Annotated in this window: 26 protein-coding genes; 15 read left to right on the top strand and 11 right to left on the bottom strand. The window is 67.6% G+C overall.

The window, feature by feature from the left end; translation table 11 throughout:
- Window positions 1-334: 334 nt before the first annotated feature.
- From dnaK to NOCYR_RS26250, 5 genes are all read left to right on the top strand, one after another.
- Window positions 335-2182, top strand: a complete 1848-nt coding sequence (gene dnaK / locus NOCYR_RS26270; RefSeq protein ID WP_014353450.1) for a molecular chaperone DnaK — start codon at window positions 335-337, stop codon at window positions 2180-2182.
- Window positions 2179-2859, top strand: a complete 681-nt coding sequence (gene grpE, locus NOCYR_RS26265) for a nucleotide exchange factor GrpE (RefSeq protein WP_014353449.1) — start codon at window positions 2179-2181, stop codon at window positions 2857-2859. Before dnaK ends, grpE begins: the two co-directional genes overlap by 4 nt.
- 51 nt (window positions 2860-2910) lie before the next feature.
- A complete protein-coding gene (gene dnaJ, locus NOCYR_RS26260; RefSeq protein WP_014353448.1) occupies window positions 2911-4071 on the top strand; it encodes a molecular chaperone DnaJ in 1161 nt (386 codons plus the stop codon).
- Window positions 4071-4472, top strand: coding sequence for a heat shock protein transcriptional repressor HspR (locus tag NOCYR_RS26255; RefSeq protein ID WP_048833740.1), 402 nt, complete (start codon window positions 4071-4073; stop codon window positions 4470-4472). Before dnaJ ends, NOCYR_RS26255 begins: the two co-directional genes overlap by 1 nt.
- Before the next feature lie 372 nt (window positions 4473-4844).
- Window positions 4845-6014 carry a globin domain-containing protein gene (locus tag NOCYR_RS26250; RefSeq protein WP_014353445.1) on the top strand — a complete coding sequence of 390 codons (1170 nt, stop codon included), beginning with the start codon at window positions 4845-4847 and terminating at the stop codon, window positions 6012-6014.
- A 7-nt stretch (window positions 6015-6021) separates the two neighbouring features.
- Here the strand turns inward: NOCYR_RS26250 and NOCYR_RS26245 are convergent, their stop codons facing one another.
- On the bottom strand, window positions 6022-6807 hold the full coding sequence (locus NOCYR_RS26245) for an FAD-binding oxidoreductase (protein WP_014353444.1): 786 nt from the start codon (window positions 6805-6807) through the stop codon (window positions 6022-6024).
- Window positions 6808-6815: 8 nt separating this feature from the next.
- A complete protein-coding gene (locus NOCYR_RS26240; protein ID WP_014353443.1) occupies window positions 6816-7973 on the bottom strand; it encodes an FAD-binding oxidoreductase in 1158 nt (385 codons plus the stop codon).
- 330 nt (window positions 7974-8303) lie between these two features.
- Between NOCYR_RS26240 and clpB the strand changes: the two genes are divergently transcribed.
- The 6 genes from clpB to NOCYR_RS26210 all read left to right on the top strand — a co-directional run bounded on the left by clpB (window position 8304) and on the right by NOCYR_RS26210 (window position 15455).
- Window positions 8304-10859, top strand: a complete 2556-nt coding sequence (clpB, locus tag NOCYR_RS26235) for an ATP-dependent chaperone ClpB (protein WP_014353442.1) — start codon at window positions 8304-8306, stop codon at window positions 10857-10859.
- A 71-nt stretch (window positions 10860-10930) separates the two neighbouring features.
- A complete protein-coding gene (locus NOCYR_RS26230) occupies window positions 10931-11728 on the top strand; it encodes a DUF5666 domain-containing protein (protein WP_014353441.1) in 798 nt (265 codons plus the stop codon).
- Between the two features lie 85 nt (window positions 11729-11813).
- The gene (locus NOCYR_RS30955; protein ID WP_148280767.1) at window positions 11814-12971 is read left to right on the top strand and encodes a hypothetical protein; all 1158 of its coding nucleotides are present in this window, start codon (window positions 11814-11816) and stop codon (window positions 12969-12971) included.
- 116 nt (window positions 12972-13087) lie between these two features.
- Window positions 13088-13636, top strand: coding sequence for an orotate phosphoribosyltransferase (gene pyrE / locus NOCYR_RS26220; RefSeq protein ID WP_014353439.1), 549 nt, complete (start codon window positions 13088-13090; stop codon window positions 13634-13636).
- Between the two features lie 63 nt (window positions 13637-13699).
- Window positions 13700-14758, top strand: a complete 1059-nt coding sequence (locus NOCYR_RS26215; protein WP_014353438.1) for a beta-ketoacyl-ACP synthase 3 — start codon at window positions 13700-13702, stop codon at window positions 14756-14758.
- Between the two features lie 4 nt (window positions 14759-14762).
- Window positions 14763-15455, top strand: coding sequence for a lysoplasmalogenase (locus NOCYR_RS26210; protein WP_014353437.1), 693 nt, complete (start codon window positions 14763-14765; stop codon window positions 15453-15455).
- Window positions 15456-15493: 38 nt separating this feature from the next.
- Here the strand turns inward: NOCYR_RS26210 and NOCYR_RS26205 are convergent, their stop codons facing one another.
- On the bottom strand, window positions 15494-15940 hold the full coding sequence (locus NOCYR_RS26205) for a DUF3592 domain-containing protein (RefSeq protein ID WP_048834464.1): 447 nt from the start codon (window positions 15938-15940) through the stop codon (window positions 15494-15496).
- A gap of 162 nt (window positions 15941-16102) precedes the next feature.
- Here NOCYR_RS26205 and NOCYR_RS26200 point away from each other — a divergent pair, with 162 nt between their 5' ends.
- Window positions 16103-16570, top strand: coding sequence for a nuclear transport factor 2 family protein (locus NOCYR_RS26200; RefSeq protein WP_014353435.1), 468 nt, complete (start codon window positions 16103-16105; stop codon window positions 16568-16570).
- Here NOCYR_RS26200 and NOCYR_RS26195 read toward each other — a convergent pair whose 3' ends face one another.
- Together NOCYR_RS26195 and NOCYR_RS26190 are read right to left on the bottom strand one after the other, a co-directional pair.
- Entirely contained in the window at window positions 16571-16993 is a 423-nt protein-coding gene (locus NOCYR_RS26195; RefSeq protein ID WP_014353434.1) for a PIN domain-containing protein, read from the bottom strand.
- Window positions 16990-17214: a type II toxin-antitoxin system VapB family antitoxin gene (locus tag NOCYR_RS26190; protein ID WP_014353433.1), complete on the bottom strand. Its 225-nt coding sequence runs from the start codon at window positions 17212-17214 to the stop codon at window positions 16990-16992. Before NOCYR_RS26190 ends, NOCYR_RS26195 begins: the two co-directional genes overlap by 4 nt.
- Window positions 17215-17352: 138 nt before the next feature.
- Here NOCYR_RS26190 and NOCYR_RS26185 point away from each other — a divergent pair, with 138 nt between their 5' ends.
- Window positions 17353-17895: a dihydrofolate reductase family protein gene (locus tag NOCYR_RS26185; RefSeq protein ID WP_014353432.1), complete on the top strand. Its 543-nt coding sequence runs from the start codon at window positions 17353-17355 to the stop codon at window positions 17893-17895.
- Between the two features lie 16 nt (window positions 17896-17911).
- Here the strand turns inward: NOCYR_RS26185 and NOCYR_RS26180 are convergent, their stop codons facing one another.
- The 4 genes from NOCYR_RS26180 to NOCYR_RS30670 all read right to left on the bottom strand — a co-directional run bounded on the left by NOCYR_RS26180 (window position 17912) and on the right by NOCYR_RS30670 (window position 20465).
- Window positions 17912-18115, bottom strand: a complete 204-nt coding sequence (locus NOCYR_RS26180; RefSeq protein WP_048833739.1) for a hypothetical protein — start codon at window positions 18113-18115, stop codon at window positions 17912-17914.
- Complete coding sequence (locus NOCYR_RS26175; RefSeq protein ID WP_014353431.1) at window positions 18112-19200, bottom strand: glycoside hydrolase family 76 protein; 1089 nt, start codon at window positions 19198-19200, stop codon at window positions 18112-18114. Before NOCYR_RS26175 ends, NOCYR_RS26180 begins: the two co-directional genes overlap by 4 nt.
- Window positions 19201-19322: 122 nt before the next feature.
- Window positions 19323-20006 (bottom strand): TrmH family RNA methyltransferase, encoded by a 684-nt coding sequence (locus NOCYR_RS26170; protein ID WP_014353430.1) that lies wholly within the window; start codon window positions 20004-20006, stop codon window positions 19323-19325.
- Between the two features lie 51 nt (window positions 20007-20057).
- Window positions 20058-20465, bottom strand: a complete 408-nt coding sequence (locus tag NOCYR_RS30670; RefSeq protein ID WP_014353429.1) for a DUF4190 domain-containing protein — start codon at window positions 20463-20465, stop codon at window positions 20058-20060.
- Between the two features lie 106 nt (window positions 20466-20571).
- Between NOCYR_RS30670 and NOCYR_RS26160 the strand changes: the two genes are divergently transcribed.
- Complete coding sequence (locus NOCYR_RS26160) at window positions 20572-21942, top strand: sensor histidine kinase (protein ID WP_148280766.1); 1371 nt, start codon at window positions 20572-20574, stop codon at window positions 21940-21942.
- Window positions 21939-22610, top strand: a complete 672-nt coding sequence (locus tag NOCYR_RS26155) for a LuxR C-terminal-related transcriptional regulator (RefSeq protein ID WP_014353427.1) — start codon at window positions 21939-21941, stop codon at window positions 22608-22610. Before NOCYR_RS26160 ends, NOCYR_RS26155 begins: the two co-directional genes overlap by 4 nt.
- A 51-nt stretch (window positions 22611-22661) precedes the next feature.
- Here the strand turns inward: NOCYR_RS26155 and NOCYR_RS26150 are convergent, their stop codons facing one another.
- Window positions 22662-23348, bottom strand: a complete 687-nt coding sequence (locus NOCYR_RS26150) for a DedA family protein (protein WP_014353426.1) — start codon at window positions 23346-23348, stop codon at window positions 22662-22664.
- A gap of 5 nt (window positions 23349-23353) precedes the next feature.
- The gene (locus tag NOCYR_RS26145; RefSeq protein WP_249357974.1) at window positions 23354-24019 is read right to left on the bottom strand and encodes a DedA family protein; all 666 of its coding nucleotides are present in this window, start codon (window positions 24017-24019) and stop codon (window positions 23354-23356) included.
- Window positions 24020-24115: the final 96 nt, after the last annotated feature.

Here is a 24115-nt window from a genome sequence, read left to right as displayed (position 1 = left end):
GCCCCGGCTCGACGGCGGGGGCGGCAATGCCGAACGGCTGCCGGTGCGCGGAGGAAGATGGGCGGGGCGCGGTGGCGGGGTCTGGAAGAATTTTTCGGTCGCCGGGAATAGACCCCGACCACCGCTGGTTGAGCTGATCGAGCAACGTTGAGTGTGTGCGACTCAAGTTTGACTTGACGCCCGTCTGGGCGACGGGCAGGATTGAGCCGACCACGCTCAGTATTGCTGGGGCCGTGCTCCGTGGAGTGTCAGGGGCTGGTCCGAACGGCGCGGGAAGCGCCGAGACGGGCTGATCGCCCCGACATCACAGGCAGTCGAAAAATAGGAGGAAACAATGGCTCGTGCGGTCGGAATCGACCTCGGGACCACGAACTCGGTCGTCGCCGTCCTCGAAGGTGGTGAGCCGGTCGTCGTCGCCAACTCGGAGGGTTCGCGCACCACGCCGTCGGTCGTCGCGTTCGCCAAGAACGGCGAAGTGCTGGTGGGCCAGCCGGCGAAGAACCAGGCAGTGACCAACGTCGACCGCACCATCCGTTCCGTCAAGCGCCACATCGGCACCGACTGGACCGTTGGCATCGACGACAAGAAGTACACCCCGCAGGAAATCAGCGCCCGCGTGCTGATGAAGCTGAAGCGTGACGCCGAGGCCTACCTCGGTGAGGAGATCACCGACGCGGTCATCACCGTCCCGGCCTACTTCGAAGACGCCCAGCGTCAGGCCACCAAGGAAGCCGGCCAGATCGCGGGCATGAACGTGCTCCGCATCGTCAACGAGCCCACCGCGGCCGCGTTGGCCTACGGCCTGGACAAGGGCGACAAGGAACAGACCATCCTGGTCTTCGACCTCGGTGGCGGCACCTTCGACGTCTCGCTGCTGGAAATCGGCGAGGGCGTCGTCGAGGTCCGCGCCACCTCCGGCGACAACCACCTCGGTGGTGACGACTGGGACGAGCGCATCGTCAAGTGGCTGGTCGACAAGTTCAAGGGCACCTCGGGCATCGACCTGACCAAGGACAAGATGGCCATGCAGCGGCTGCGTGAGGCCGCCGAGAAGGCCAAGATCGAACTGTCGTCGTCGCAGTCGACCTCGATCAACCTGCCCTACATCACCGTCGACGCGGACAAGAACCCGCTGTTCCTCGACGAGCAGCTGACCCGTGCCGAATTCCAGAAGATCACCTCGGATCTGCTCGACCGCACCCGCGCGCCGTTCCAGTCCGTGATCAAGGACGCCGGCATCAAGGTCTCCGATATCGACCACGTCGTGCTGGTCGGTGGTTCCACCCGTATGCCCGCGGTCTCCGAGCTGGTCAAGGAACTGACCGGCGGCAAGGAGCCCAACAAGGGCGTGAACCCGGACGAGGTCGTCGCCGTGGGCGCCGCCCTGCAGGCCGGTGTGCTCAAGGGTGAGGTCAAGGACGTCCTGCTGCTCGATGTAACCCCGCTGTCGCTGGGTATCGAGACCAAGGGTGGCGTGATGACCAAGCTCATCGAGCGCAACACCACCATCCCGACCAAGCGTTCGGAGACCTTCACCACCGCCGACGACAACCAGCCGTCGGTGCAGATCCAGGTCTTCCAGGGTGAGCGCGAGATCGCCTCGCACAACAAGCTGCTCGGCTCCTTCGAGCTGACCGGTATCCCGCCGGCCCCGCGCGGCGTGCCGCAGATCGAGGTCACCTTCGACATCGACGCCAACGGCATCGTCCACGTCACCGCCAAGGACAAGGGCACCGGCAAGGAGAACACGATCAAGATCCAGGACGGCTCCGGCCTGTCCAAGGAAGAGATCGACCGGATGGTCAAGGACGCCGAGGCGCACGCCGCCGAGGACAAGGCCCGCCGCGAGGAGGCCGAGACCCGCAACCAGGCCGAGTCGCTGGTGCACCAGACCGAGAAGTTCATCTCCGACAACGAGGACAAGGTGCCCGCCGACGTCAAGGAGAAGGTCGAGGCGGCCATCGCCGAGGCGAACGAGGCGCTCAAGGGCACCGACATCGCCGCGGTCAAGGCGGCCGTGGAGAAGCTGGCCACCGAGTCGCAGGCGCTGGGCCAGGCGATCTACGAGTCGTCGGCCGCCGACGCCGCCGCGTCCGGTAACGGTGCCTCCGCGACGGCCGACGACGATCAGGTCGTCGACGCCGAGGTCGTTGACGAGCCCGTCGACACGGAGAAGAAGTGACGAACGCGAACGCTGGGAACTCCGAGGAGCCGATCAGCTTCGTCGACAAGCGCAAGATCGATCCCGACACCGGTGAGGTGCGGGAGGCAGCCGGGGCGGGCAATGGTTCCGCCCCGGCGGAGCCGGACGCCGCGGAGGCCGACGCCGCCGAGGTGCCCGTCTCCGACGCCGCGGTCGAGCTCGCCGAGCGCACCGCCGACCTGCAGCGCCTGACCGCGGAGTACGCCAACTACCGGCGCCGGGTCGAACGCGACCGCAAGACCGCTGTCGACGCGGCCAAGGCCGGCGTTGTCACCGAATTGCTCGGCGTGCTCGATGATCTCGATCGCGCCCGGGCGCACGGCGACCTGGAATCGGGACCGCTGAAGTCGGTGGCCGACAAGCTGAGCGACGCGCTGCGCAAACAGGGTCTCGAGGAGTTCGGTTCGGAGGGTGAGCCTTTCGACCCGACTCTGCACGAGGCGGTGCAGCACGAGGGTTCCGGACACGATCCGGTGATCGGCCTCGTGATGCGCAAGGGTTATCGGTTCGGTGACCGGGTGCTTCGGCACGCGCTGGTGGGGGTAACCGACGGCGTGGGCGATCTGCCCACCCCCGCCCCCGCCGACGAGGGCGAGGCGCCCGCACCGGACCAGGCCGAGGCATCGGACGCTGATGCCGGCGCGAACGAAGGATAAGAGCGCGGCCGAGCCGCACCGCACAAGAGGACCGAGAGGAGGAGATGCCCGGTGAGCCAACGGGAGTGGATCGAAAAGGACTTCTACAAGGAGCTGGGCGTCTCCTCCGGTGCCTCGCAGGACGAGATCAAAAAGGCCTACCGCAAGCTCGCGCGTGACCTGCACCCGGATGCCAATCCCGGCGACACCAAAGCCGAGGAGAAGTTCAAAGCCGTCAGCGAGGCGCATGCCGTGCTGTCGGATCCGGCCAAGCGCAAGGAATACGACGAGACGCGCAAGCTGTTCGCCGGCGGTGGTTATCCGCGCGGAGGATTCACCCCCGGCGGTGCCGGCGGATTCTCCCAGGAGTTCAACCTCGGCGATATCTTCGGCGCCGGTGCCACCGGTGCCGACGGCGGCCTGGGCGATCTGTTCGGCGGTCTGTTCAACCGGGGCGGCACGCGAGCGGCGAGCCGGCCCCGGCGCGGTTCCGATGTGGAGACCGAGACGACCCTCGGTTTCCGCGAGGCCGCGCAGGGCGCCACCGTCCCGCTGCGGATGACCAGTCCGTCGCCGTGCACCACCTGTCACGGCAGCGGGGCCAAGCCGGGCACCAGCCCGCGGGTGTGCCCGCACTGCAACGGCACCGGCGTGATCAGCCGCAACCAGGGCGCGTTCGGGTTCAGCGAACCCTGCGACGACTGCCGTGGGACCGGTTCGATCATCGACAATCCGTGTGTGGACTGCCATGGCAGCGGTATCCAGAACCGGACCCGCACCATCACCGTGCGCATCCCGCCGGGTGTGGCGGACGGGCAGCGGATCCGGTTGGCCGGGCAGGGCGAGGCCGGTCTGCGCGGTGCGCCCTCGGGCGATCTGTTCGTGACCGTGCACGTCAGCCAGGACCGGGTCTTCGGCCGCAGCGGCGACGACCTGACCTTGGTGCTGCCGGTCAGCTACAGCGAACTGGTCCTCGGCACCACGGTGTCGGTGCCGACGCTGGAGGGCCGGGTCGGCGTGAAGGTGCCACCGGGCACGGCCGACGGCCGCATCCTGCGGGTGCGCGGTCGCGGTGTGCCCAAGCGCGGCGGCGGAGCCGGTGACCTGCTGGTCACCGTCAAGGTCGCGGTGCCGCAGAAACTGGATGACAACGCCACCGATGCGCTGCGCGCGCTGCAGGAGGCGGAGAAGGCCAGCGGTTTCGATCCGCGAGCAGGATGGGCAGGTGCGTGATGTCCGGAGATCCGAAGCAGGCGTCAGGGGGGCCGTCGCGAGCCGAGTACTTCATGATCTCGGTGGCGGCCCAATTGGCCGGTATGCATGCGCAGACCTTGCGCACGTATGACCGGCTGGGTCTGGTGACGCCACAACGCACTTCGGGCGGCGGGCGGCGCTATTCGGCCCGGGACGTGGAGCTGTTGCGCGAGGTGCAGCGGCTGTCCCAGGACGAGGGCGTCAACCTGGCCGGCATCAAACGCATCATCGAACTCACCAATCAGGTCGAACAACTGCAGCAGCGAGTGGCCGAGCTGAGTGCGGAACTGGAACGGGCCCGGGCGAATTACCGTCCGGATCTGACCCCGCCGCAGCGCAGCACCGCGCTGGTGGTGTGGCAGCCGCGTCATCGCCGGTAGCCGTTTACGGATGAGTTCTCGGGCCCCGGTCCGGTTCAGTCGATGAGCCGGGTCGGGGCCCGAGCTGCGTCCAGAAACGTTTCGGATTTGCCAGTAGATCGCTGTCGGGTGCGAACTTCATTGTGAAGCTTGCATATTGAGCGGTCGAGTGACGGATTTCACCCGGTTTATCCGGTCTTTCAGTCGGTTTCGGTTCGAATTCGTACGCCATACCCTTGTTTTGCCGGAATTGCGCGTGGGATGTTTCGTCTGTCCATTCCGCTGCCGGCAAACCTCGCCTACACTCCAATTCACGGCTGCTGACGAGTGTCCCGCAGCACCTCACTCGCCGGCACGGATAGTGCTCGAATGCGGAATGAGGTTGTGGCACACATGGATTCGCGGTCCGTCGCGCTGATCAGAACGACGTTCAAGGCGGTTGCCGCGGAAGAGGGTGGGGCGGAGCGGTTGTCCAGGTCGTTCTATGCGATCTTGTTCACCGAATATCCGGCGATCCGCGACTATTTTCCCGCGGCGATGGACGCACAGCGTGATCGCCTTGTCAAGGCCATCGGCTACGCGCTCGACCGGCTGGAGGAGCCGGAAAAGTTGCTGCCGTTTCTCGCCCAGCTCGGCCGCGATCACCGCAAGTACGGTGTGCAACGGGCCCATTACACGGCAGTCGCGGAATCGCTGAAGGCGGCGATGCGCCGGTTCGCCGGTTCGGAGATGTGGACCGACGAGGTCGAGCGCGCCTGGACCGAGGGCCTCACCCTGATCTCGGACACCATGATCGGCGCCGCCGAACAGGAACGCACGCCTCCGGTGTGGACCGGCACCGTCGTCGAACGCCGCGAGGTGCTGCGCAATCTGGCGGTGGTCCGGCTGCAACTGGACCAGCCCATGCAATACGCCGCGGGCCAATACGTGAGCGTGCAGATTCCGTCCCGGCCGCGCATGTGGCGCTATATGTCGCCCGCGGTTCCGGCGAATGCCAACGGCGAAATCGAATTCCATATCCGCTCGGTGCTCGGCGGCTGGGTCAGCCCGGCCATGGTCGGCAATACCGTCGTCGGTGATCAGTGGCTGTTCGGCTCGCCGCTGGGCGGGCTGGGAATTCCACGCAATGTGAAACGCAAAATGCTGATGATCGGCTGCGGCACCGGAATCGCGCCGCTACGCGCGCAGTTGATGGCGATGACGCATCGCCGCATCAATCCGAAGGTGCACCTGTTTGTCGGCGGTCATCATCCGTGCGATCTCTACGATCTGGAGACGCTGAGCAAACTCGCGGTCGCCAACAAATGGCTCACCGTCACCCCGGTCACCGAGCGCGACGAAAATCCCTGGTGGTACTACGATTCCGGCGAGTCGGAAAGAACCTGGCCCGGCCTCGAACCACGGGTGACCGGGCAGATCGGAAAGATCGTCGCCGGATACGGCGCATGGGCCGACCGCGATGTGCAGATCGTCGGCTCACCCTCCATGGTGCAGACCACCAAGTTCCGCCTGATGGCTACCGGGACCCGCGCCATGAACATTCGTCACGACCCGCTCTTCTGAGCCGGGGTCAGCCGCCCTCGTACTGAATGCGTTCGGCCGGCGTCCCGGTGTCCAGTAGCCGTTGCACGGTGGCGCGCGTCATCGCGGGGGAGCCGCACACCAGCACCTGATGCCGATCGAAGGCGCCGTGCGAGCCGACCACATCCGCCAGTGTCCCCTGCAGCATGTCATCGGGTGCGAAGCCGATATCCACCCGCGCACGCTCATGCCACTCGTCGATCGGATCCGGATCCTCCAGGCTCTCCACCACCGGAACCACGGTCAGCCAGGGCAATTCCTCGGCCAGCAGGGCCAGCATGTCGGCGGCGTAGAGATCGCGTGGCGACGACCCGCCCACGAACAGATACGTCGGTGGCTGCACCTCGCGGCGGGCCAGTTCCAGGATCTGCGCGCGCATCGGCGCCAAACCGGTTCCGCCCGCGATCATCACGACCTCGTCGCCCTCCGGGTCGACGTAGAACGTGCCCGCGGGAGCGCCGATGGTCCACTCGTCGCCGGCCGCGGTATCGGCCACGATCCCGCCGCTGCACCATCCGCCGGGCACCGTCCGCACATGGAACTCCAGCTTGCCGTCCAGCGACGGCGGCAGCGCCGGGGACAATCGGCGGCGCAGGCCGGGGAACTGCGGCACCCGCACCTCCACCGACTGCCCGGCGGTGAACGGCACGAACTCGCCGATCAAGCGGATCACCGCGAGATCATGGCGCAGCCGGTGGTGCCCGACGACCGTCGATTTCCACACGGGCGCTTCCGGAATCGCGCCGTTGCGGGGCGCATGCGGATCGATGTCCATACCTACTCTCAGACGGGATCGGAACTGATGATCGACTCCGGGGTGCCCACCGCGAGTAGCGCGCGCCGGGTGTCGGCGATCATCTTCGCCGAACCGGCGATCTGGATCTGCCGATCCGACCACGACCCGAAGCTGGCGACCACCGCTCCGAGATTACCGACCAGCCGCCGGTGCATGCCGTACGGCGCGTCGGCGGCCGGATGCGGATACCACCACGGGTTGGTCTTCTGCTCGCACACCGGCACGATGGTCAGCCACGGGTTGCTCTGCGAGAGCTGCCACATGTTCTCCACGTCGTACAGATCGCAGGGGTACACCCCGCCGATGAAGAAGTGCACCCGCGGATTGATGCCGCGCTGACCCATCTCGATGAGCTGGGCGCGCAGCGGCGCGATCCCGGTGCCGGAGCCGATCATCAGCACATCGCGACCGCTGTCCTGATCCACATGCAGACCACCGAGCGGCCCGCCGATCAGCCAGCGGTCGCCGACGGTGGTGTCGTTGACGATGGCCGGGCTCACCCAGCCGCCGCGCACCTTGCGCACATGGAATTCGATCTCGCCGTACGGATTCGCCGGAATCGCCGGCGACAGGTACCGCCACATCTTCGGCCGCTGCGGCACCGCGACCGGCACGTACTGACCGGCCTGATAGGGGATCGGGCTGTCGGATTGCAGGCGCACGATCGCCAGGTCTTCGAGTACGTGCCGGTGCCCGACGACGGTGGCCTCCCAGTACGGCGGCGAATCGTCGGAGTTCGCGCCGATGGCCATGGCGGCGGCGATCAGCAGGGTGACATCGCGCCAGCCGTCGGCCAGCTCGTCGTTCCAGGCCGAGCCGTTGTAGGTGCGCGCGGCCGCGAACAGCGCGCGCCCGGCCAGGTCGTAGTGCGAGGCCTCCACGCCGTACTTGCGGTGATCGCGGGCCAGCTGTTCGAGGAACTTCTGCGCCCGGTCCCAGTCCTCGAGGTGATCGAGCATGTACTGGATCGCGGTGACCAGGCGTTTCGGCTGCATATCCATGGCAGGCGGGAACAGATCCCGCAGCCGAGGATTCTCGGCGAACAGATGACCATAAAACGCACTGATCAACCGCTCGGGTCCGTGCGGTGAATCGACCACCGAACGGAAGTTGGCGCGGACCAGCGCAGCCGAACGCGCATCCACGGCGTGGGCTTCCTTTCCCTCGAAGAGCTGCCCGGGGACCTACCCGTAACCGGCGGTCCTCCGTCGAGGCAAGTATCCCTGAAAACGCCGTGGTCATGTGGGTATGGGCAGGTTACCGGCATTTGTCACAGGACGGAGGCGCAACCCCGGTTCACGCGGCGTAGCGTTCGGGTCGAGTCCGGCTTGCCGCACCCGCTAAAATCGGCAAAGTTGAGCGGAACAGACTCAACCTTTCGCGCGTTGAACGGTAGGACACCGTGCCGATGGCGACGGCACCCCGCCGTTCGCGTCCGGCACCGGGGAGATTATCGACCAGTAGGAAGGTGCTTTGTGGACTCGTTCAATCCCACCACCAAGACCCAAGCGGCGCTGACCGCTGCCTTGCAGGCGGCCTCGGCCGCGGGCAACCCGGAGATTCGTCCGGCGCACTTGCTGGTGGCGTTGCTGGATCAGACCGACGGCATCGCCGCCCCCTTGCTGAAGGCCGTCGGTACGGATCCGGCGGTCGTACGACGCGAGGCGCAAGAGATCATCGACCGGTTGCCCAGCGCGACCGGCGCCACCACCACCCCCCAGCTCGGCCGCGAAGCGCTGGCCGCGATCACCGCGGCGCAGCGGCTGGCCACCGAGATGGGCGATGAGTACGTGTCCACCGAGCACGTCATGGTCGGCCTGGCCGAAGGCGACTCCGACATCACCATGCTGCTCACCAAATACGGCGCCACCGCCGACGCCCTGCGCGCGGCGTTCACCGCCGTGCGCGGCAGCGCCCGGGTCACCAACCCGGATCCCGAAGGCAGCTACCAGGCGCTGGAGAAGTACTCCACCGACCTCACCGAGGCCGCCCGCTCCGGCAAGCTCGACCCGGTGATCGGCCGCGATACCGAGATCCGGCGCGTGGTGCAGGTGCTGTCGCGGCGCACCAAGAACAACCCGGTGCTGATCGGTGAGCCAGGCGTCGGTAAGACCGCCATCGTCGAGGGGCTGGCCCAGCGCATCGTCGCGGGTGACGTCCCCGAATCGCTGCGCGGCAAGTCGGTCATCTCGCTCGATATGGGTGCCATGGTGGCCGGTGCGAAGTACCGCGGTGAATTCGAGGAGCGGCTCAAGGCCGTGCTCGAAGACATCAAGAACAGCGCCGGGCAGATCATCACCTTCATCGACGAGCTGCACACCATCGTCGGTGCGGGCGCCACCGGTGAATCGGCGATGGACGCGGGCAACATGATCAAGCCGATGCTGGCCCGCGGCGAGCTGCGCCTGGTCGGCGCCACCACGCTGGAGGAGTACCGCCAGCACATCGAGAAGGACGCCGCGCTCGAGCGCCGGTTCCAGCAGGTGCTCGTCGGTGAGCCCTCGGTCGAGGACACCGTCGGCATCCTGCGCGGCATCAAGGAGCGCTACGAGGTGCACCACGGTGTGCGCATCACCGACTCCGCGCTGGTCGCCGCGGCCACCCTGTCCGACCGCTACATCACCTCCCGGTTCCTGCCGGACAAGGCGATCGACCTGGTCGACGAATCGGCCTCGCGGCTGCGCATGGAGATCGACTCGCGGCCGGTGGAGATCGACGAGGTCGAACGCGCGGTGCGCAGGCTAGAGATCGAAGAGGTCGCCCTCGCCAAGGAAACCGACGAGGCGTCCAAACAACGGCTGGAGAAGCTGCGCTCGGAACTGGCCGACGACCGGGAAAAGCTCAACCAGCTCACCACCCGCTGGCAGAACGAGAAGAACGCCATCGACCAGGTCCGCGCGCTCAAGGAGGAACTGGAATCGCTGCGCGGGGCCTCCGAACGGGCCGAACGCGACGGCGATCTCGGCAAGGCCGCCGAACTGCGCTACGGCAAGATCCCCACGCTGGAAAAGCAGCTCGCCGAGGCCGAGAAGGCGTCCGCGTCGGCCGGTGACGGCGAGGTGATGCTGAAGGAAGAGGTCGGGCCCGACGATATCGCCGAGGTGGTGTCGTCGTGGACCGGTATTCCGGTGGGCCGCATGCTCGAGGGCGAGACTCAGAAGTTGCTGCGCATGGAGTCCGAACTCGGGCGGCGCGTGGTCGGCCAGGACGAGGCCGTGCGGGCGGTGTCGGATGCGGTGCGCCGGGCGCGGGCCGGTGTCGCCGACCCGAACCGGCCGACCGGCTCGTTCATGTTCGTCGGCCCCACCGGCGTCGGTAAGACCGAGCTGGCCAAGGCGCTGGCCGACTTCCTCTTCGACGACGAACGCGCCATGGTCCGCATCGACATGAGCGAGTACAGCGAGAAGCATTCGGTGGCCCGGTTGGTCGGCGCGCCGCCCGGATACGTCGGCTACGACCAGGGCGGTCAGCTCACCGAGGCGGTGCGGCGCAGGCCCTACACCGTGGTGCTGTTCGACGAGATCGAGAAGGCGCATCCGGATGTGTTCGACATCCTGCTCGCCGTCCTCGACGAGGGCAGGTTGACCGACGGCCAGGGCCGCACCGTCGATTTCCGCAACACCATCCTCATCCTCACCTCCAACCTGGGTGCGGGTGGCGACAAGGACTTCGTGATGAACGCCGTGCGCTCGGCCTTCAAACCGGAGTTCCTCAACCGGCTCGACGACGTCGTGATGTTCCATTCGCTCAACGAGGAACAGCTCGAGTCCATCGTCGACATCCAGCTCGACCAGCTGCAGAAGCGGCTGTCGCAGCGCAGGCTGACGCTGGACGTCAGCGGTTCGGCGCGGTTCTGGCTGGCGGTGCGCGGCTACGACCCGGTCTACGGTGCGCGGCCACTGCGCAGGCTGATCCAGCAGGCCATCGGCGACACCCTCGCCAAGGAACTGCTCGCCGGCGAGATCACCGACGGCGACACCGTCAAGGTCGGCGTCAGTCCCGATGGTGACGGGCTCGTCGTCGGCAGGTGAATCACCAGGGACGGGCGTCGCGGTCTGTCGAGAGCAATGCCCGCGGCGCCCGTCCCTCGTACGCTGGGTGCATGACCAACCCGAACGATCCGTGGGGGCAGCGGCCGGACGATTCGCCGACCGAACACCTGGGTCCACCGGGTGGTTCCGGCACCGAGCCGCTGCACACCACCGAATACACCGAGGCCTACGGGCCGACGGCGTATCCGGTCGGCGACCAGTACGAGCCGTGGAAGCCGCCGTCCAACCCGACCCGTGAACTGCCCACCTACGACAGCCAGTGGGGTGGGTACGAAGGGCAGCAGTGGCAGCCGCCGACCCAGCCGACCTCCGATCCGGCGGCGATGGGCGATCTCGGCGCGATGCCGCCCTCGGGGGAGCCGCCGCGTCCGCCCAAGCGCAATACCGGACTGTGGATCGGCCTCGGGTTGGCCGTGGTGCTGTTGATCGCGGTGGCCGGTGCGGTCGCCGGGCTGCTGTTCGGTGGCGGCGATTCCACGCCGTCGGCCAGTGATACCGCGACGTCCTCGCTGCCCACCGCCGGCCGCACCCCGAACCCGACGCCGGGGCCGAATACGCCGCCGCTGGTGATTCCCAGCCTGCCCGGGATCGAAGGCATCGACGGTATCGGCGCCACCATGGGCACCATCACCGCCAACAACGCCGGCACACTCACGGTCAGCTCGATCGGCGGCTCGACCGTCACGGTGACCACCGACGCGAACACCCAGGTGATCTCGCTGTCGGGTGGGTCGCCCGCGGATCTTCCCACCGGCGAACTCGTGGTCGTTCAGGGCGACAAGGCGCCCGACGGCTCGATCCACGCGAAAATCATCATCAGCACCGCGCTTCCCGGCGGCGGGCGATGAGAAGTTCCGTGATCGGTCACAAACGCTGCGGCGCGCGCGGGTGGTGCCGGGCAAACCCCCGGTCGGCTCGATAGGCTAGACGGCGATGACGGCTATGTGGTTCGGGTTGGCGGCGATCGCACTCGTGGGTGCGGTCGTACTGCTGTATTTCGATCGGCTCCAGCGGCAGCGGACCGGTCACGCACGCCAGGTCTGGGCCAAGGCCCAGGGCTATACGTATGTGTCGGTGGAACCGGCGCTGCCCTCGACGTGGCGGCGCGGTGCGCTGGCCAAGCTGGGCTATCTGTCCGCGGTCGACGTGGTCTCCGGTATCCGCAAGGGCGAGAAGTTCGTGCTGTTCGACCTCGAGGATTCGGCGACGCTGGTGGCCGTGCGCAGGCAGATCGGCTCCGATATCGACGTCGATATGCGCCTGAAGACCGCCTCTCCGCCCAAGGACCACGATCTGGAACTGCTCGGCGCCATCGGCGACCGGGTGGTCTTCGCGACCAATCCCGAGATCGCCCGGCACGCCGTCGACCAGCGGATGGTCGCGTTCATCGAGACACTGCCGGAGACGGTGCAGATGCTGTGGAGCGAGGGCAACTGGACCCTCGGCATGCTCTCGGTCGGCACCCCGGCCAAGGAATGGGAAACCGCCATCGACGCGGTGCTGCGGTTGTCCGGGCTGCTGCATGTGCTGCCGCCGGTCGCCGAACCGCGCGGGCTCGATCCCGAGTCCGGGCGTGCGCACGGCCGTTCGCGCGGCAGGGCCGCCGACGTCGACGAACCCGAGGAGCGCCCGGCCCGCGTCACGCCCCGGTTCCGCGACGAAGACCCGGAACCCGAGGACACCGACTACGACGAGTTCGACACCGGCTACGACGATTCCGACTACGACGACGCCGATTACGACGACTCCGACTACGACGAACCCGGCGAACCCGAGCGCGATGCGCCCGGCGTGATCGGTGGCCGGTCCGAGGACGCTCGTCCCGCCCGGGCCGACGCCACCCCGGACCGCGATGTCGTGAGCCGACCCGACGCGCCCGAGCCGCCCTCGCGCCGCCCCAGCCTGGCCGTCGTCCCCGACGCCCGCCCGGCCGCGCGGGAGGAACGCGTCGCCGAGCGCATCGAATCCGTCGAGCGCAGCAGCCGTCCCGGCGACTTCCGCGCCCCCGCCTCCGACGACGACGCACCCCAGCTACCCGGCGGCCCGTTCCACCCCGGATTCCGCCCGTATCAGGGGCCGGTGCCGAAGTAACCCGCTCTGCTCGGCGCCCGCAGCGCACGCCGTACCCTTGACGCGCAGGTGCTGGCGGGCGGACTTCGCCGAAACCGCTGTGACGCGACTCGTTGAACACACGCGGAAGGACTCAGATGATCGATCAGGCAACAACCGACCGGGACAGTTTGGCGGCGCTCGTGCGCGAACTCGCCGTCGTGCACGGCAAGGTGACGCTGTCGTCGGGTAAAGAGGCCGACTACTACGTCGACCTGCGTCGCGCGACCCTGCACCACCAGGCCGGGCCGCTGATCGGCAAACTGCTGCGCGAGCTGGTTGCCGACTGGGATTTCGACGCCGTGGGCGGGCTCACCATGGGTGCCGATCCGGTGGCGCTGGCCGTGATGCACGCGCCCGGCCGTCCGATCGACGCGTTCGTGGTGCGCAAGGCCGCCAAGACCCACGGCATGCAGCGCCAGATCGAGGGCCCCGACATCGTCGGCAAGCGGGTGCTGGTCGTCGAGGACACCACCACCACCGGCAACTCGCCGCTCACCGCCGTGCGCGCGCTGCGTGCGGCCGGCGCGACCGTCGTGGGCGTGGCCACCGTGGTGGACCGGGAGACCGGCGCCGATCAGGTCATTGCCGCCGAGGGGCTGGAGTACCGCTCGATTCTCGGGCTGAAGGATCTCGCGCTGGGCTGAGTAGTTGCCCTCCGCTAGCCTGGTGCTGATTTATTCGGTAGTTGAAGGGTCGTGTGAGTCGCCGTGGTGAGCATTGCAGTCAAGAAGGGCCGCGACAATGTCGCGATGCTCGGTATCGGTGCTTACCGGCCGCAGCGCGTGGTCAGCAATGACGAGGTGTGCGAGGTCCTCGACTCCACCGACCAGTGGATCTACGAACGCACCGGCATCCGTAACCGTCGCTGGATCAGCGGCGACGAGACGCTGCGTTCCATCGCCGCGGCCGCCGGCGACCGCGCGCTGAACAACACCGGCATCGACCGGTCCAAGATCGGCGCGCTGATCCTGTGCACCTCCAGCTGGCTCAAGCTCACCCCGCACGGCGCCCCGACCATCGCCGCCGACCTGGGCATCAACGGCATCCCCGCCTTCGACCTGACCTCCGGCTGCGGTGGTTTCGGCTACGGCCTCGGCGTCGCCGCCGACCTCATCCGCGCAGGTTCGGCCGAATACGTGCTGGTCATCGGCGCCGAGACGATGACCGTCGGGCTCGATCCCACCGACCGCGGCACCGCGATGATCTTCGGTGACGGTGCGGGCGCCGTCGTCGTCGGCCCGAGCGAGGAGAACGGCATCTCCCCGACGGTGTGGGGCAGCGACGGCGAGAACGCCGAGGCCATCGCCCAGGACGTCGACTTCCTGGAATTCATGAACAAGGCCCAGGCCATGCAGGGCACCGACCCGGCAGTGGAGCCGATCGGGCGGATGTCGCTGCGCATGGAGGGTCCGAAGGTCTTCCGCTGGGCCGCGGTGACGTTGCCGCGCGCGCTGGCCGACGCCCTCGACGCGTCCGGGGTGTCCAAGGAAGACATCGAGGTGTTCGTGCCGCATCAGGCCAACGCCCGCATCAACGAGCTGATGAAGAAGAACCTCGGCCTGGCCGAGGACATCCCGATGGCCAACGACATCGAGAACACCGGCAACACCTCGGCCGCCTCGATTCCGCTGGCCATGGAGGAAATGCTGGTCACCGGCAAGGCCAAGGGCGGTCAGCTGGCGCTGCTGCTCGGTTTCGGCGCCGGGCTCAGCTACGCCGGACAGGTCGTCACCCTGCCGCCGAAGCCCGCCGAGCCGAGCTTCTGACGGTATGCGCCCGTTCCGCGCCGGGTACCTGGCCGCCACCGCCGTCACGGTGTTCGGCGCGCTCACCGGCCGTGACAAGCTCCAGTGGGTCGCCAAGCCGCTGATGATGCCGCTGCTGGCGGCCGACGTCGCGCGTGGCTGCGCCGAACTCGATCCGACCGACCGGACCGTGCTGCTGAGTTCGCTCGGCGCCGCCACCGTCGGCGATGTGTTGCTCATCGATCCGGACGACGACCGCAAGCTGATCGCCGGTGCGTCGTCGTTCGCGGTGATGCAGGCCGGGTACGCGGCGCTGTGGTGGCGCCGGGGTGCGCGGCCCCAGCCCGCGATCGCGGTGCCGCGGGTGCTGGCGTGGCTCGGCGCGGGCGCGTTGCTGCATGCCAAGGCGCCTGCGATCGCGGCGCCCCTGACCGCCTATGGTGCGACGCTCGGCACGGCGGCGGTACTGGCGTCCGATCCAGCGCTGGCTCCTGGCGCGGAGAATATTGCGGGACTGAATATTCCGAACACCGATCCGCGCAGCCGGCTCGGGCTCGGTGCGCTGCTGTTCACGGTGTCGGATGGTTTGATCGTGCTGCGCCGGTTGTTCGCGCGCAGTGAGCGGTCGCGTCGGGTGACCGAAGGGCTCATCCTGGCGACGTATGGTGCCGCGCAGTTCCTGCTTGCCGATCCGAAGGCGCACGTGAATCGGAGCTGAACCGGGTGGTGCAGCGGTGACACGGGGCAGCCCCGGAATCACAGGCAGAACATCACCCGATCCCGGTTGTCCGGGTCCACCCGGATCGAGATGACCTCGCCGACCTCCAACCGCTCCTTGTCGGCCGGCGTCACGTCGTAAACCACCGTCCCCCGGTAACTTTCGGCCCCCGGCACGGTGAACTCCAGATCCAGCTCGGTCAGCTCACTGTGATGATCCGTCCACGCCAGCGGCCGCACATGCTCCACCCGCGCCCACCCCTCGATCCCATGCCGCGCCAACCGCCGATCCGCCTTCGAAGGCCGCTCCACCCACATCAATCCGATCCCGATACACGAGCCGAAGATCCCTACCAGCGCGATGATCTGAAACGGCACCGTCCCGTCCGGCGTATGCTGCACGACCCACCCCAACCACAGCGCAAGCAGAATCAGGTACCCGGCCGTCACCCCGAGCACCACCCGCAGTACGCGTACATGGTCCATCGCCATCACCCCTGTGTGGTTCCAGGATATGCCCGGTGACCATGGGCGCGACGGTTACCGGCCGGGCGGCCGTGGCGTGCTGGGCTGCCGCTGCTCGCTGCCGGTGAACGCGACGGCCGTTTACCGCCAGCACCGCTTCGGCCCCGGCGAAATGCTTGACCCATGTCCGATCAGCCCACGCTCGACGTCCTCACCGGCATGTACGCCGCCGAAGCCCGGTACCTCGCCGCGGGCGGTCCGGGCAACGCGTCGTTCGACATCCTCGCCCCGTACTTCGCCGATGATGTCGTCCTCCACCAAGCCGACGCCCTCCCATATGGCGGAATCTGGCGCGGCCACGCCGGCCTCGAACGCTTCTTCACCGCCATGAGCGCCGTCTGGGAAGTCTTCGACTTCCTCGACCAGCAGTTCCTCGCCACCGGCAGCACCGCCGTGGTCCACACCCGGATCCAGGCCCGAGCCCGCGCCACCGGCCGCGAACTCCGCTTCCCGATCCTGCAAACCTTGCGCCTGGAGGACGCGCGGATCGCCGAGATCCGGCCGTTCTACTGGGACACCCATACCATCGCCGACGTGACGAGGCTGCACCCTTCCGAATCCGACGAGCGATCGTCTGCCTCGGGGAAGTGATCAGAGATCAGGCGGGCCGTCGTGGACGTTCAGCTGACGGAGTTCGGTGGCGAGGCGAGCCGCAGTCACGAAATCGCTGTCGTCGTGGACGACTACGAGACCGTGGTACGCGGCGGTCGCGCAGACTTGCAGGTCGACAGCCGATAGACAGCTGTGGCTCCCCATCTCGGCGGCTCGGTACTGCAAGCCCGATATCCACGTGCCCGCGGATTTCGGTACCGCCACGTCGCGATAGAGGCTGTCGTACATTCCGCAGAACGCGGAGTACTCCTTCAGGTTGCGTGCTGATCGCATGAATTCGGCCCGCTGCGGGTAGCACGAGCGGATTTCGCCCGATGCCGTCGGCGTGCGCCAGCGATCGTGCAGGGACTTGTCGCGAAGTATGCGCCACAGCGCCGACGAATCGAGCAAATAGCCGATCATCGAGTGGGGGGCTCCTTCTCAGCGCGATGCGCGGCCTCAGCGCCCTCGATGTCCCACTCGCGGGCGAGCTCGAAGTAATGGTCGTAGGCCTCGGCGCGCGAGAGCCGTTGGTTGTACTCGGCCAGCGCGGCGGCCACGGCCGCGGTCTTGGTCCGGTGCCCACCCAAGCGCTTCGCCTGCTCTAGGGCCTCATCGTCGATCTCGATGTGAGTCAGCGACACGGCGCACCTCCTGTACATGAATTCTGGGTCTCGCCCTTCAAATTGTACATACGTGTTCCACTCAGTCACTCCCGAAACGATGCGTCCCTGACTTGACCTGACGTGATCTGTCAGGTTTCGCTGCCAAGATCGACCACCATGACGACCAGCTACTACACCGCCACCAGCCTCGACGGCTACATCGCCGACCAGAACAACTCCTTGGACTGGCTGATGGCCGTGGCCGACGCCGATACCGCGACCAGCGACGTCGACGATTTCCTGACAGGCGTCGGCGCCATGTGCATGGGCGCCACAACCTACGAATGGATGGCCGCCAACAACCCACCCGAATACTGGCCGGACAACTACGGCGACCGCCCCTGCTGGGTATTCACCCACCGCGACCTGCCCCCGATCCCCGGCGCGAACCTCCGCTTCGTCGCAGGCGACGTACGCCCCATCCACACCCAGATGACCGAAGCCGCCGCCGACCGCGATATCTGGATAGTCGGCGGCGGCGAACTAACCGGCCAATTCGCCGACGCCGGCCTACTCGACGAGGTGATCGTCGGCATCACTCCGGTGACACTCGGCGCCGGCGCCCCACTGCTGCCACGCCGGATCCTGTCGGACCGAATGCGGTTGGTCGAGGTCGAGCAGATGGGTCAGTTCGCCAAGCTCGCTTATCGGTTGGACTGAGCGGGGATCGCCGGGCTCAGTCCGCGCGTCCGGCCAAAGGACCATCGCCTGTGCCTTTTTCGGCCCGGTGGGCTTCCTCCGCCCTTTCGATGTCCCAGTTCCGGGCGACCTCGAAGTAGTGGTTGTAGATCGCGTCGTTGCGGAGCTGGTTCGGCTCGACTGCGGAGTGATCCGGCGACGTGGGCGCATCCATGGAAATCTCGGCCTCGATCCCGCTCACAACCCCGCCGCGCTCACCATATGCGCCGCCTCCATCAGCATCCATCCCGAAAGCTGTACCGACAGATCGCGTTCGGGCACCTTCGATGAGGTGACCGAGCCGCCGGAGGTGAAGTAGCCGGCGCCGGAGCTGCCGCCGGGTAGCTGGGCGCGGGTGCTCCAGTCGTGGCCGAACAGCGGTTCGCCTTCGACTTCGAGCCGGTTGGCCCATGCGGCCTTCGCCGAGGACAGCACGATCGATGCGGCGCAACGGCGGTCGGCTTCCTGTTCGGCGTCGTCGCCGGGCAGCATCAAGGCCACGAGCGCCAGGTAGCGGATGAGGATGCCGTTGAACAGTCCGCCATCACCGCCACCGCCACCTTGGACGACGCCGCGGGTGGTCATCCGGTCTTCGACGGCGGCGAGCAGCCGATGGACTCGCTCGAGGTGTTTCGCCTCGCCGGTGTGCACGGCGAGTTCGGTCTCCAAACCGAGCACCACTCCCTGGCAGTAGGTGAACACCGGGCGTTCGATCTCCCCGGACGGCAGGTGGATGCCATCGAGGATCAGCCCGGTTTCCGGGTCGCGCAGGGTCGCGTCGAGCCAGTCGGCCATCTCGGCGGCGCGTTCGTGCCGGCCGAGCCGCAGCAAGGCGATGGCCGCAGGACCGTTGGCGGGCGCGTTGAAGTAGTCGGCGCCGACCCGCCACGGGATGCCGACGCCGGTGTCGGGATCCCAGGCTTCGTAGAGTTCCTTCTCCAGCGCGAGCAGCGCGCCGGGCGCCTCCTCGGTGTCCTGGGTGCGCTGGGCCCGCTCCAAGGCGATGGCCAGCCAGGCCATGTCGTCGTAGTAGCGGTTGGTCCAGCCGGTGATGTTGCGCAGGCGGTGCGAGCGGGCGAGGGCGCCGAGCCGTTTGCGGCGGGCGGGGGTCGGCACACGGGTGGCGGCGTCGACGGCACAGTCGATCAGGTGGGCCTGCCACCAGTAGTGCCAGGACAGGAACAGCCGCTCGCGCTTGGTCGCGGGCCAGCCGACCACGCCGAGCGTGGTGCCGGGCAGCCCCCACAGCGGGCGCAGATGCCGGGAGATGATCGCCGATTCGGCCATATCCGCACGTTCGGACCACAAGGCGGGCGTCGGCTCGCTGAAATCCCCCTGACGCCGTGCGTCCCTCCGCGTGGTCATAGCTCAATGGTGCCAGGTCGCTACCGGTTTTCGCCGCTCAATTGTTACCAGGCTGTGGTCAGATCGGCATGTTGACGGATCCACGCGTGCATCGCGATGCCCGCGGCGACACCGGCATTGATGCTGCGGGTGGATCCGAACTGCGCGATCGACACCGTCAGCATCGCGGCCTCGCGGGCGTGTTCGGTGACGCCGGGACCCTCCTGCCCGAACAGCAGCAGACAGCGTCGCGGCAGCTGAACCGTTTCCAGCGGAACCGATCCCGGCACATTGTCGACCGCGACGACGGTGAGGTCCTCGCGCCGGGCGAACTCCAGCAGCGCCGCGATATCGGTGTGATGCTCGATGTGCTGATAGCGGTCGGTGACCATGGCGCCGCGCCGGTTCCAGCGCCGTCTGCCGACGATGTGCACGGCCGCCGCGGCGAAGGCGTTGGCGGTGCGGACGACGGTGCCGATATTGGCGTCGTGCCCGAAATTCTCGATCGCGACGTGGAACGGGTGCCGGCGCGCGTCGATATCGGCGACGATCGCCTCGCGGGTCCAGTACCGGTACGCGTCGACCACATTGCGCCGATCGCCCTCGGCGAGCAGCACCGGATCGAGTCGTGGATCGTCCGGTGGCTGCCCGCCGAATTCGTCTGCCCATGGGCCGACGCCATGCGGATGCTCGCCCCATTCGGTGGGGCCGGGAAGCTGTTCCGGCACGTCCGGCGCGAGATCTGTCACGCCGACGATGCTAATTCCCGAGGTGAGAGCCCCCGAGCCCGGCAGGGCGAACTAGGAAGAGGCGCCGATCGCGATGACGACGATGATGATGTACAGGATGACGAAGACGATCGAGACGATCAGCAGGATCGAGGAGATCATCCCGCAGATGTAGCCCGCCTTGACGTTCCCCCGACCCCCGAGCATCCCCCCGGACGCGTCGATCTCGGCCAATGCCTTCTTGCCCATCGACCAGGCGAACGGCCCGAGCAGACCGCACATGACCAGGCTGAGGATGCCGAGCACGAGGATGGTGGTGGCCTGCGGGTGATCCTGCTGCGGGCCGTAGCCATACGGCTGGGGATAACCGGGCGCGCCGTAGGGTTGCGCGGGGTATGGCTGCGCAGCGTAGGGGTCCGAGCCGTAAGGGTTCGCACCGTAGGGGTCGGAGCCGGGCGGCTGCTGCGGTGGGTATGTCATGCGGTGATGTTAACCGCGGACAGGCACCATGGTGGGGCGAGCTACACCATCGACTCGGTGGTCAGCGCCCTCGATCGGGCCATCCGCCTCGACAACCATGGAGCTCATGACCGATTCTTCCGTCACCCCGACGTTGGTACTCGACAAACCGGCCGTCACCGGCGAGCCGACGGGGACGCGTGTGCTGCGCGCCGTGCTCCGCGCGCCGTTCACGGCCAGGACCTGGAAAGAGCTCGCCTATCTGATCGCGGCGTGTGTGCTGGGCGGGCTCGGCACCGCCTACGTGTACCTGGCCGGTGGCGGTGGCGTGCTGGTTTCACTGACGATCATCGGCATCCCGATCCTCGCCCTGGTGATCCTCGGCGGACGGCTGTGGGGCCATATCTATCGCGCCCTGGTGCGTGACCTGCTCGGCACCCCGCTGGACCCACCGCCGCCGTTCACCCCGAAACCCGGCCTGATCGGATTCCTCACCTCGGCGTTCACCGATATGCCGAGCTGGCGGGCGCTGGCGTTCGTGGTGGTCCAGTCGATCGTCGGCCTGGTCGGCGGGTACTTCGTGCTGATCGCGACCGCGATGATCGGCTTTACCGCGATCTCGCCGCTGCCGTGGTACCTGTTCACCCCGACCAATATCGATGCCAACGGGGTGGAGCGGCATTCGCTGGCCAATTTCGGCGATTTCTACATCGATACCTGGCCTCGTGTGCTCGGCTTCGCGGCGGTGGGCGTGATCGGCTGCTTCCTGCTGCCGTGGCTGTTCCGGGTCGTCTGCCTGGTGCATCGGCAGCTGGCGATCTGGCTGCTGGCGCCGACCGCGCGGGACCGGCGGATGGCCGACCTGCAGGAAAGCCGCCGGGTGGCGGTCGAGGATTCCGCGGCCACGTTGCGCCGGCTCGAACGCGATTTGCACGACGGCACCCAGGCGCGGCTGGTCACCATCGCGATGGCGCTGGGCCGGGCCGAGGAGCGGCTCAGCCACGGCGGCGATGCCCGCGACCTGATCGCCGACGCGCACGCAGGAACCAAGGAAGCACTGGCCGAGCTGCGTGAACTCGTGCGCGGAATCCACCCGCCCGCTTTGGAATTGGGGCTCGAACCGGCGCTCGAGACGTTGGCCGCGCGCTGCTCGGTGCCGGTGGAGCTGCGGGTGCATCTGCCGGTGCGGCCGCATCCGGCAATCGAGGCGATCGCCTACTTCTCGGTCGCCGAACTGCTGACGAATGTGGTGAAACACGCGGGTGCGAGCCATGCGTGGGTCTCGGTGTTGCCGTCCGGCGATTCGCTGGTGGTCTCGGTGCGCGACAATGGCAATGGCGGCGTGCTGCAACCGATTCCGGGTGAGCCGGTGGCCGGTAGCGGGCTGGCCGGGTTGGCGGCGCGGGCCGCGAGCGTGGACGGCAGCCTCGCCGTCGACAGTCCCGTCGGCGGGCCGACCGTCGTCACCATCACCCTTCCCACGGCGGGTCCGCGATGAGTACCGCTGCTGCCCAACCAGATTCGCTGCGCGTGGTGATCGCGGAGGACAGCGCCATCCTGCGTGACGGCCTGGCCGGGCTGCTCACCGAACGTGGGCATCAGGTGGTGGCGATGGTCGGTGACGCGACGAATCTGTCCGACGTGGTGGCCGAACACGCACCCGATGTCGCCGTGGTCGATGTCCGGATGCCGCCGACCTTCACCGACGAGGGCCTGCTCGCCGCCATCGAATTGCGCCGCAAGTTTCCCCTCACCGGCGTGCTCGTGTTCTCCCAATGGGTGGAGACCCGCTACGCCACCGAACTGCTCGCCGGCGGCGCGAACGGCGTCGGCTACCTGCTCAAAGACCGGGTCGCCGACGTCCGCGAGTTCATGGAAGCCCTGGACCGCGTCGCCACCGGCGGCACCGCTCTCGACCCCGAGGTGGTGAGCCAATTGATGGGCGCCTCCCGCCAGCAACAAGCCCTCGACCGGCTCACCCCGCGCGAAGGCGAGGTGCTCGAGCTGATGGCACAGGGATTGACCAACGCCGCCATCGCCCGCTCACTGACCGTCACCGAGCGGGCGGTCGAAAAGCACATCGGCAACATCTTCACCAAGCTGGACCTGCCGCCGTCGGAGACACATCACCGCAGGGTGATGGCGGTGCTGCGGCTGCGGGGGTGAATCCGTCGGCCAGCGGGAGTCTGCCCGCGCCGACGGGCACCCGCCGGACGCTCAGTGCTCCGGCACCCCCGCCGCATCCAGATCGAAGTCCTCCGCCGGCTGCGCCATCTCCTGGCGGTACTGGCGGATGCCGAGGATCGTGCCGATGATCAGACCGACGACGAGGACGATGACGACGGCGGGCATCAGCCAGGGGACTCGCTGGATGAAGCCGCCGGCGTAGTAGCCGATGAGCAGCAGGACCGGGGCCCAGAGGATGGCGCCGATGGTGCTGGCGATGGTGTATTTGCGGTGGTCCATGCCCGCCGCGCCGGCCACCATCGGGCACAGGGTGCGCACCCAGGGGATCCAGCGGGCGACGAGCACCGCGACGAAGCCGTGCCGGTGCAGCATCTCGGTGACGCGGGCGAGGTTGCGGGTGTTGATGTAGCGGCCGTTCTTGCGGGCCACCAGATGGTGGCCGGTGCGGCTGCCGACGACGTAACCGACCTGATTGCCGGCGATGGCCGCGACCATGGTGCCCAGCGACAGGCCCCAGACCTGCGCCTCACCGGAGGCGTGCGAGGCCATGACGACGCCCGCGGTGATCAGCATGGAATCGCCGGGCAGGAACAGGCCGATGATGAAGGCGCACTCCAGGAAGACGAACGTCAGCACGATCGTCCAGACGAGTGCTGGTCCCGCCGAGATCAGCGGTTCGAAGCTGCCCAGTGCGAGGGTTGAGGACGCCGGCGTCACTGCGATCAGCGCGTGGTCTCGTTCGTCGACGCCGTCAGCTCGACATCACGGGCGGGGTCGGCCTGCTCGGCGGCCGAACCGCGGCCGAGCAGCTTCTTCGCGACGGCCATGATGCCGGGCAGGATCGAGACGAACACGATGAGCAGGAAGATCGCCTCGACGTGGTCGCGGATGAAGGCGACGTTGCCGAGGAAGTAGCCGAGGACGGTCACGCCGCCGCCCCACAGGATCGCGCCGACGATGTCGAAGGCGACGAACTTGCGGTAGTTCATCGTGGACACACCCGCGAGCACCGGCATGAAGGTGCGCACGATCGGCACGAACCTGGCCAGGATGATGGTCTTCGGTCCGTGCTTTTCGAAGAACGCGTGCGTCTCGGTGACGTAGTGCTTCTTGAAGAACCGGCTGTCTTCCTTCTGGAACAGCGCGGGCCCGATGGCCCGGCCTATCCAGTAGCCGGACTGGTCGCCGGCGAAGGCGATGAAGGTGACGGCGGGCACCAGCACCCAGATCGATACCGGCGGATCCGGTTGCGCGGCCAGCAGGCCACCGGTGAACAGCAGCGAGTCGCCCGGCAGCAGCGGGAACAGCAGACCGGTCTCGATGAAGACGATGACCAGGATGGCCGGGAGGACGGCGTGCTGCAGCCAGGTCTCGGTGAGCAGGTACATCGGATCGAGCAACTGAGTCAAGGCAAGGTTGCTTGTCACCGCGTCGGAGGCTGCGAGCGCAATCACCCGGCCCACAGTACCGGGTCGGGACCCCAA

The sequence above is a fragment of the Nocardia cyriacigeorgica GUH-2 genome (assembly GCF_000284035.1).
Classification (GTDB): Bacteria; Actinomycetota; Actinomycetes; order Mycobacteriales; family Mycobacteriaceae; genus Nocardia; species Nocardia cyriacigeorgica_B.
Note: the sequence above shows the minus strand (reverse complement) of the source record. Positions and strands in the feature narration are given on the sequence as shown.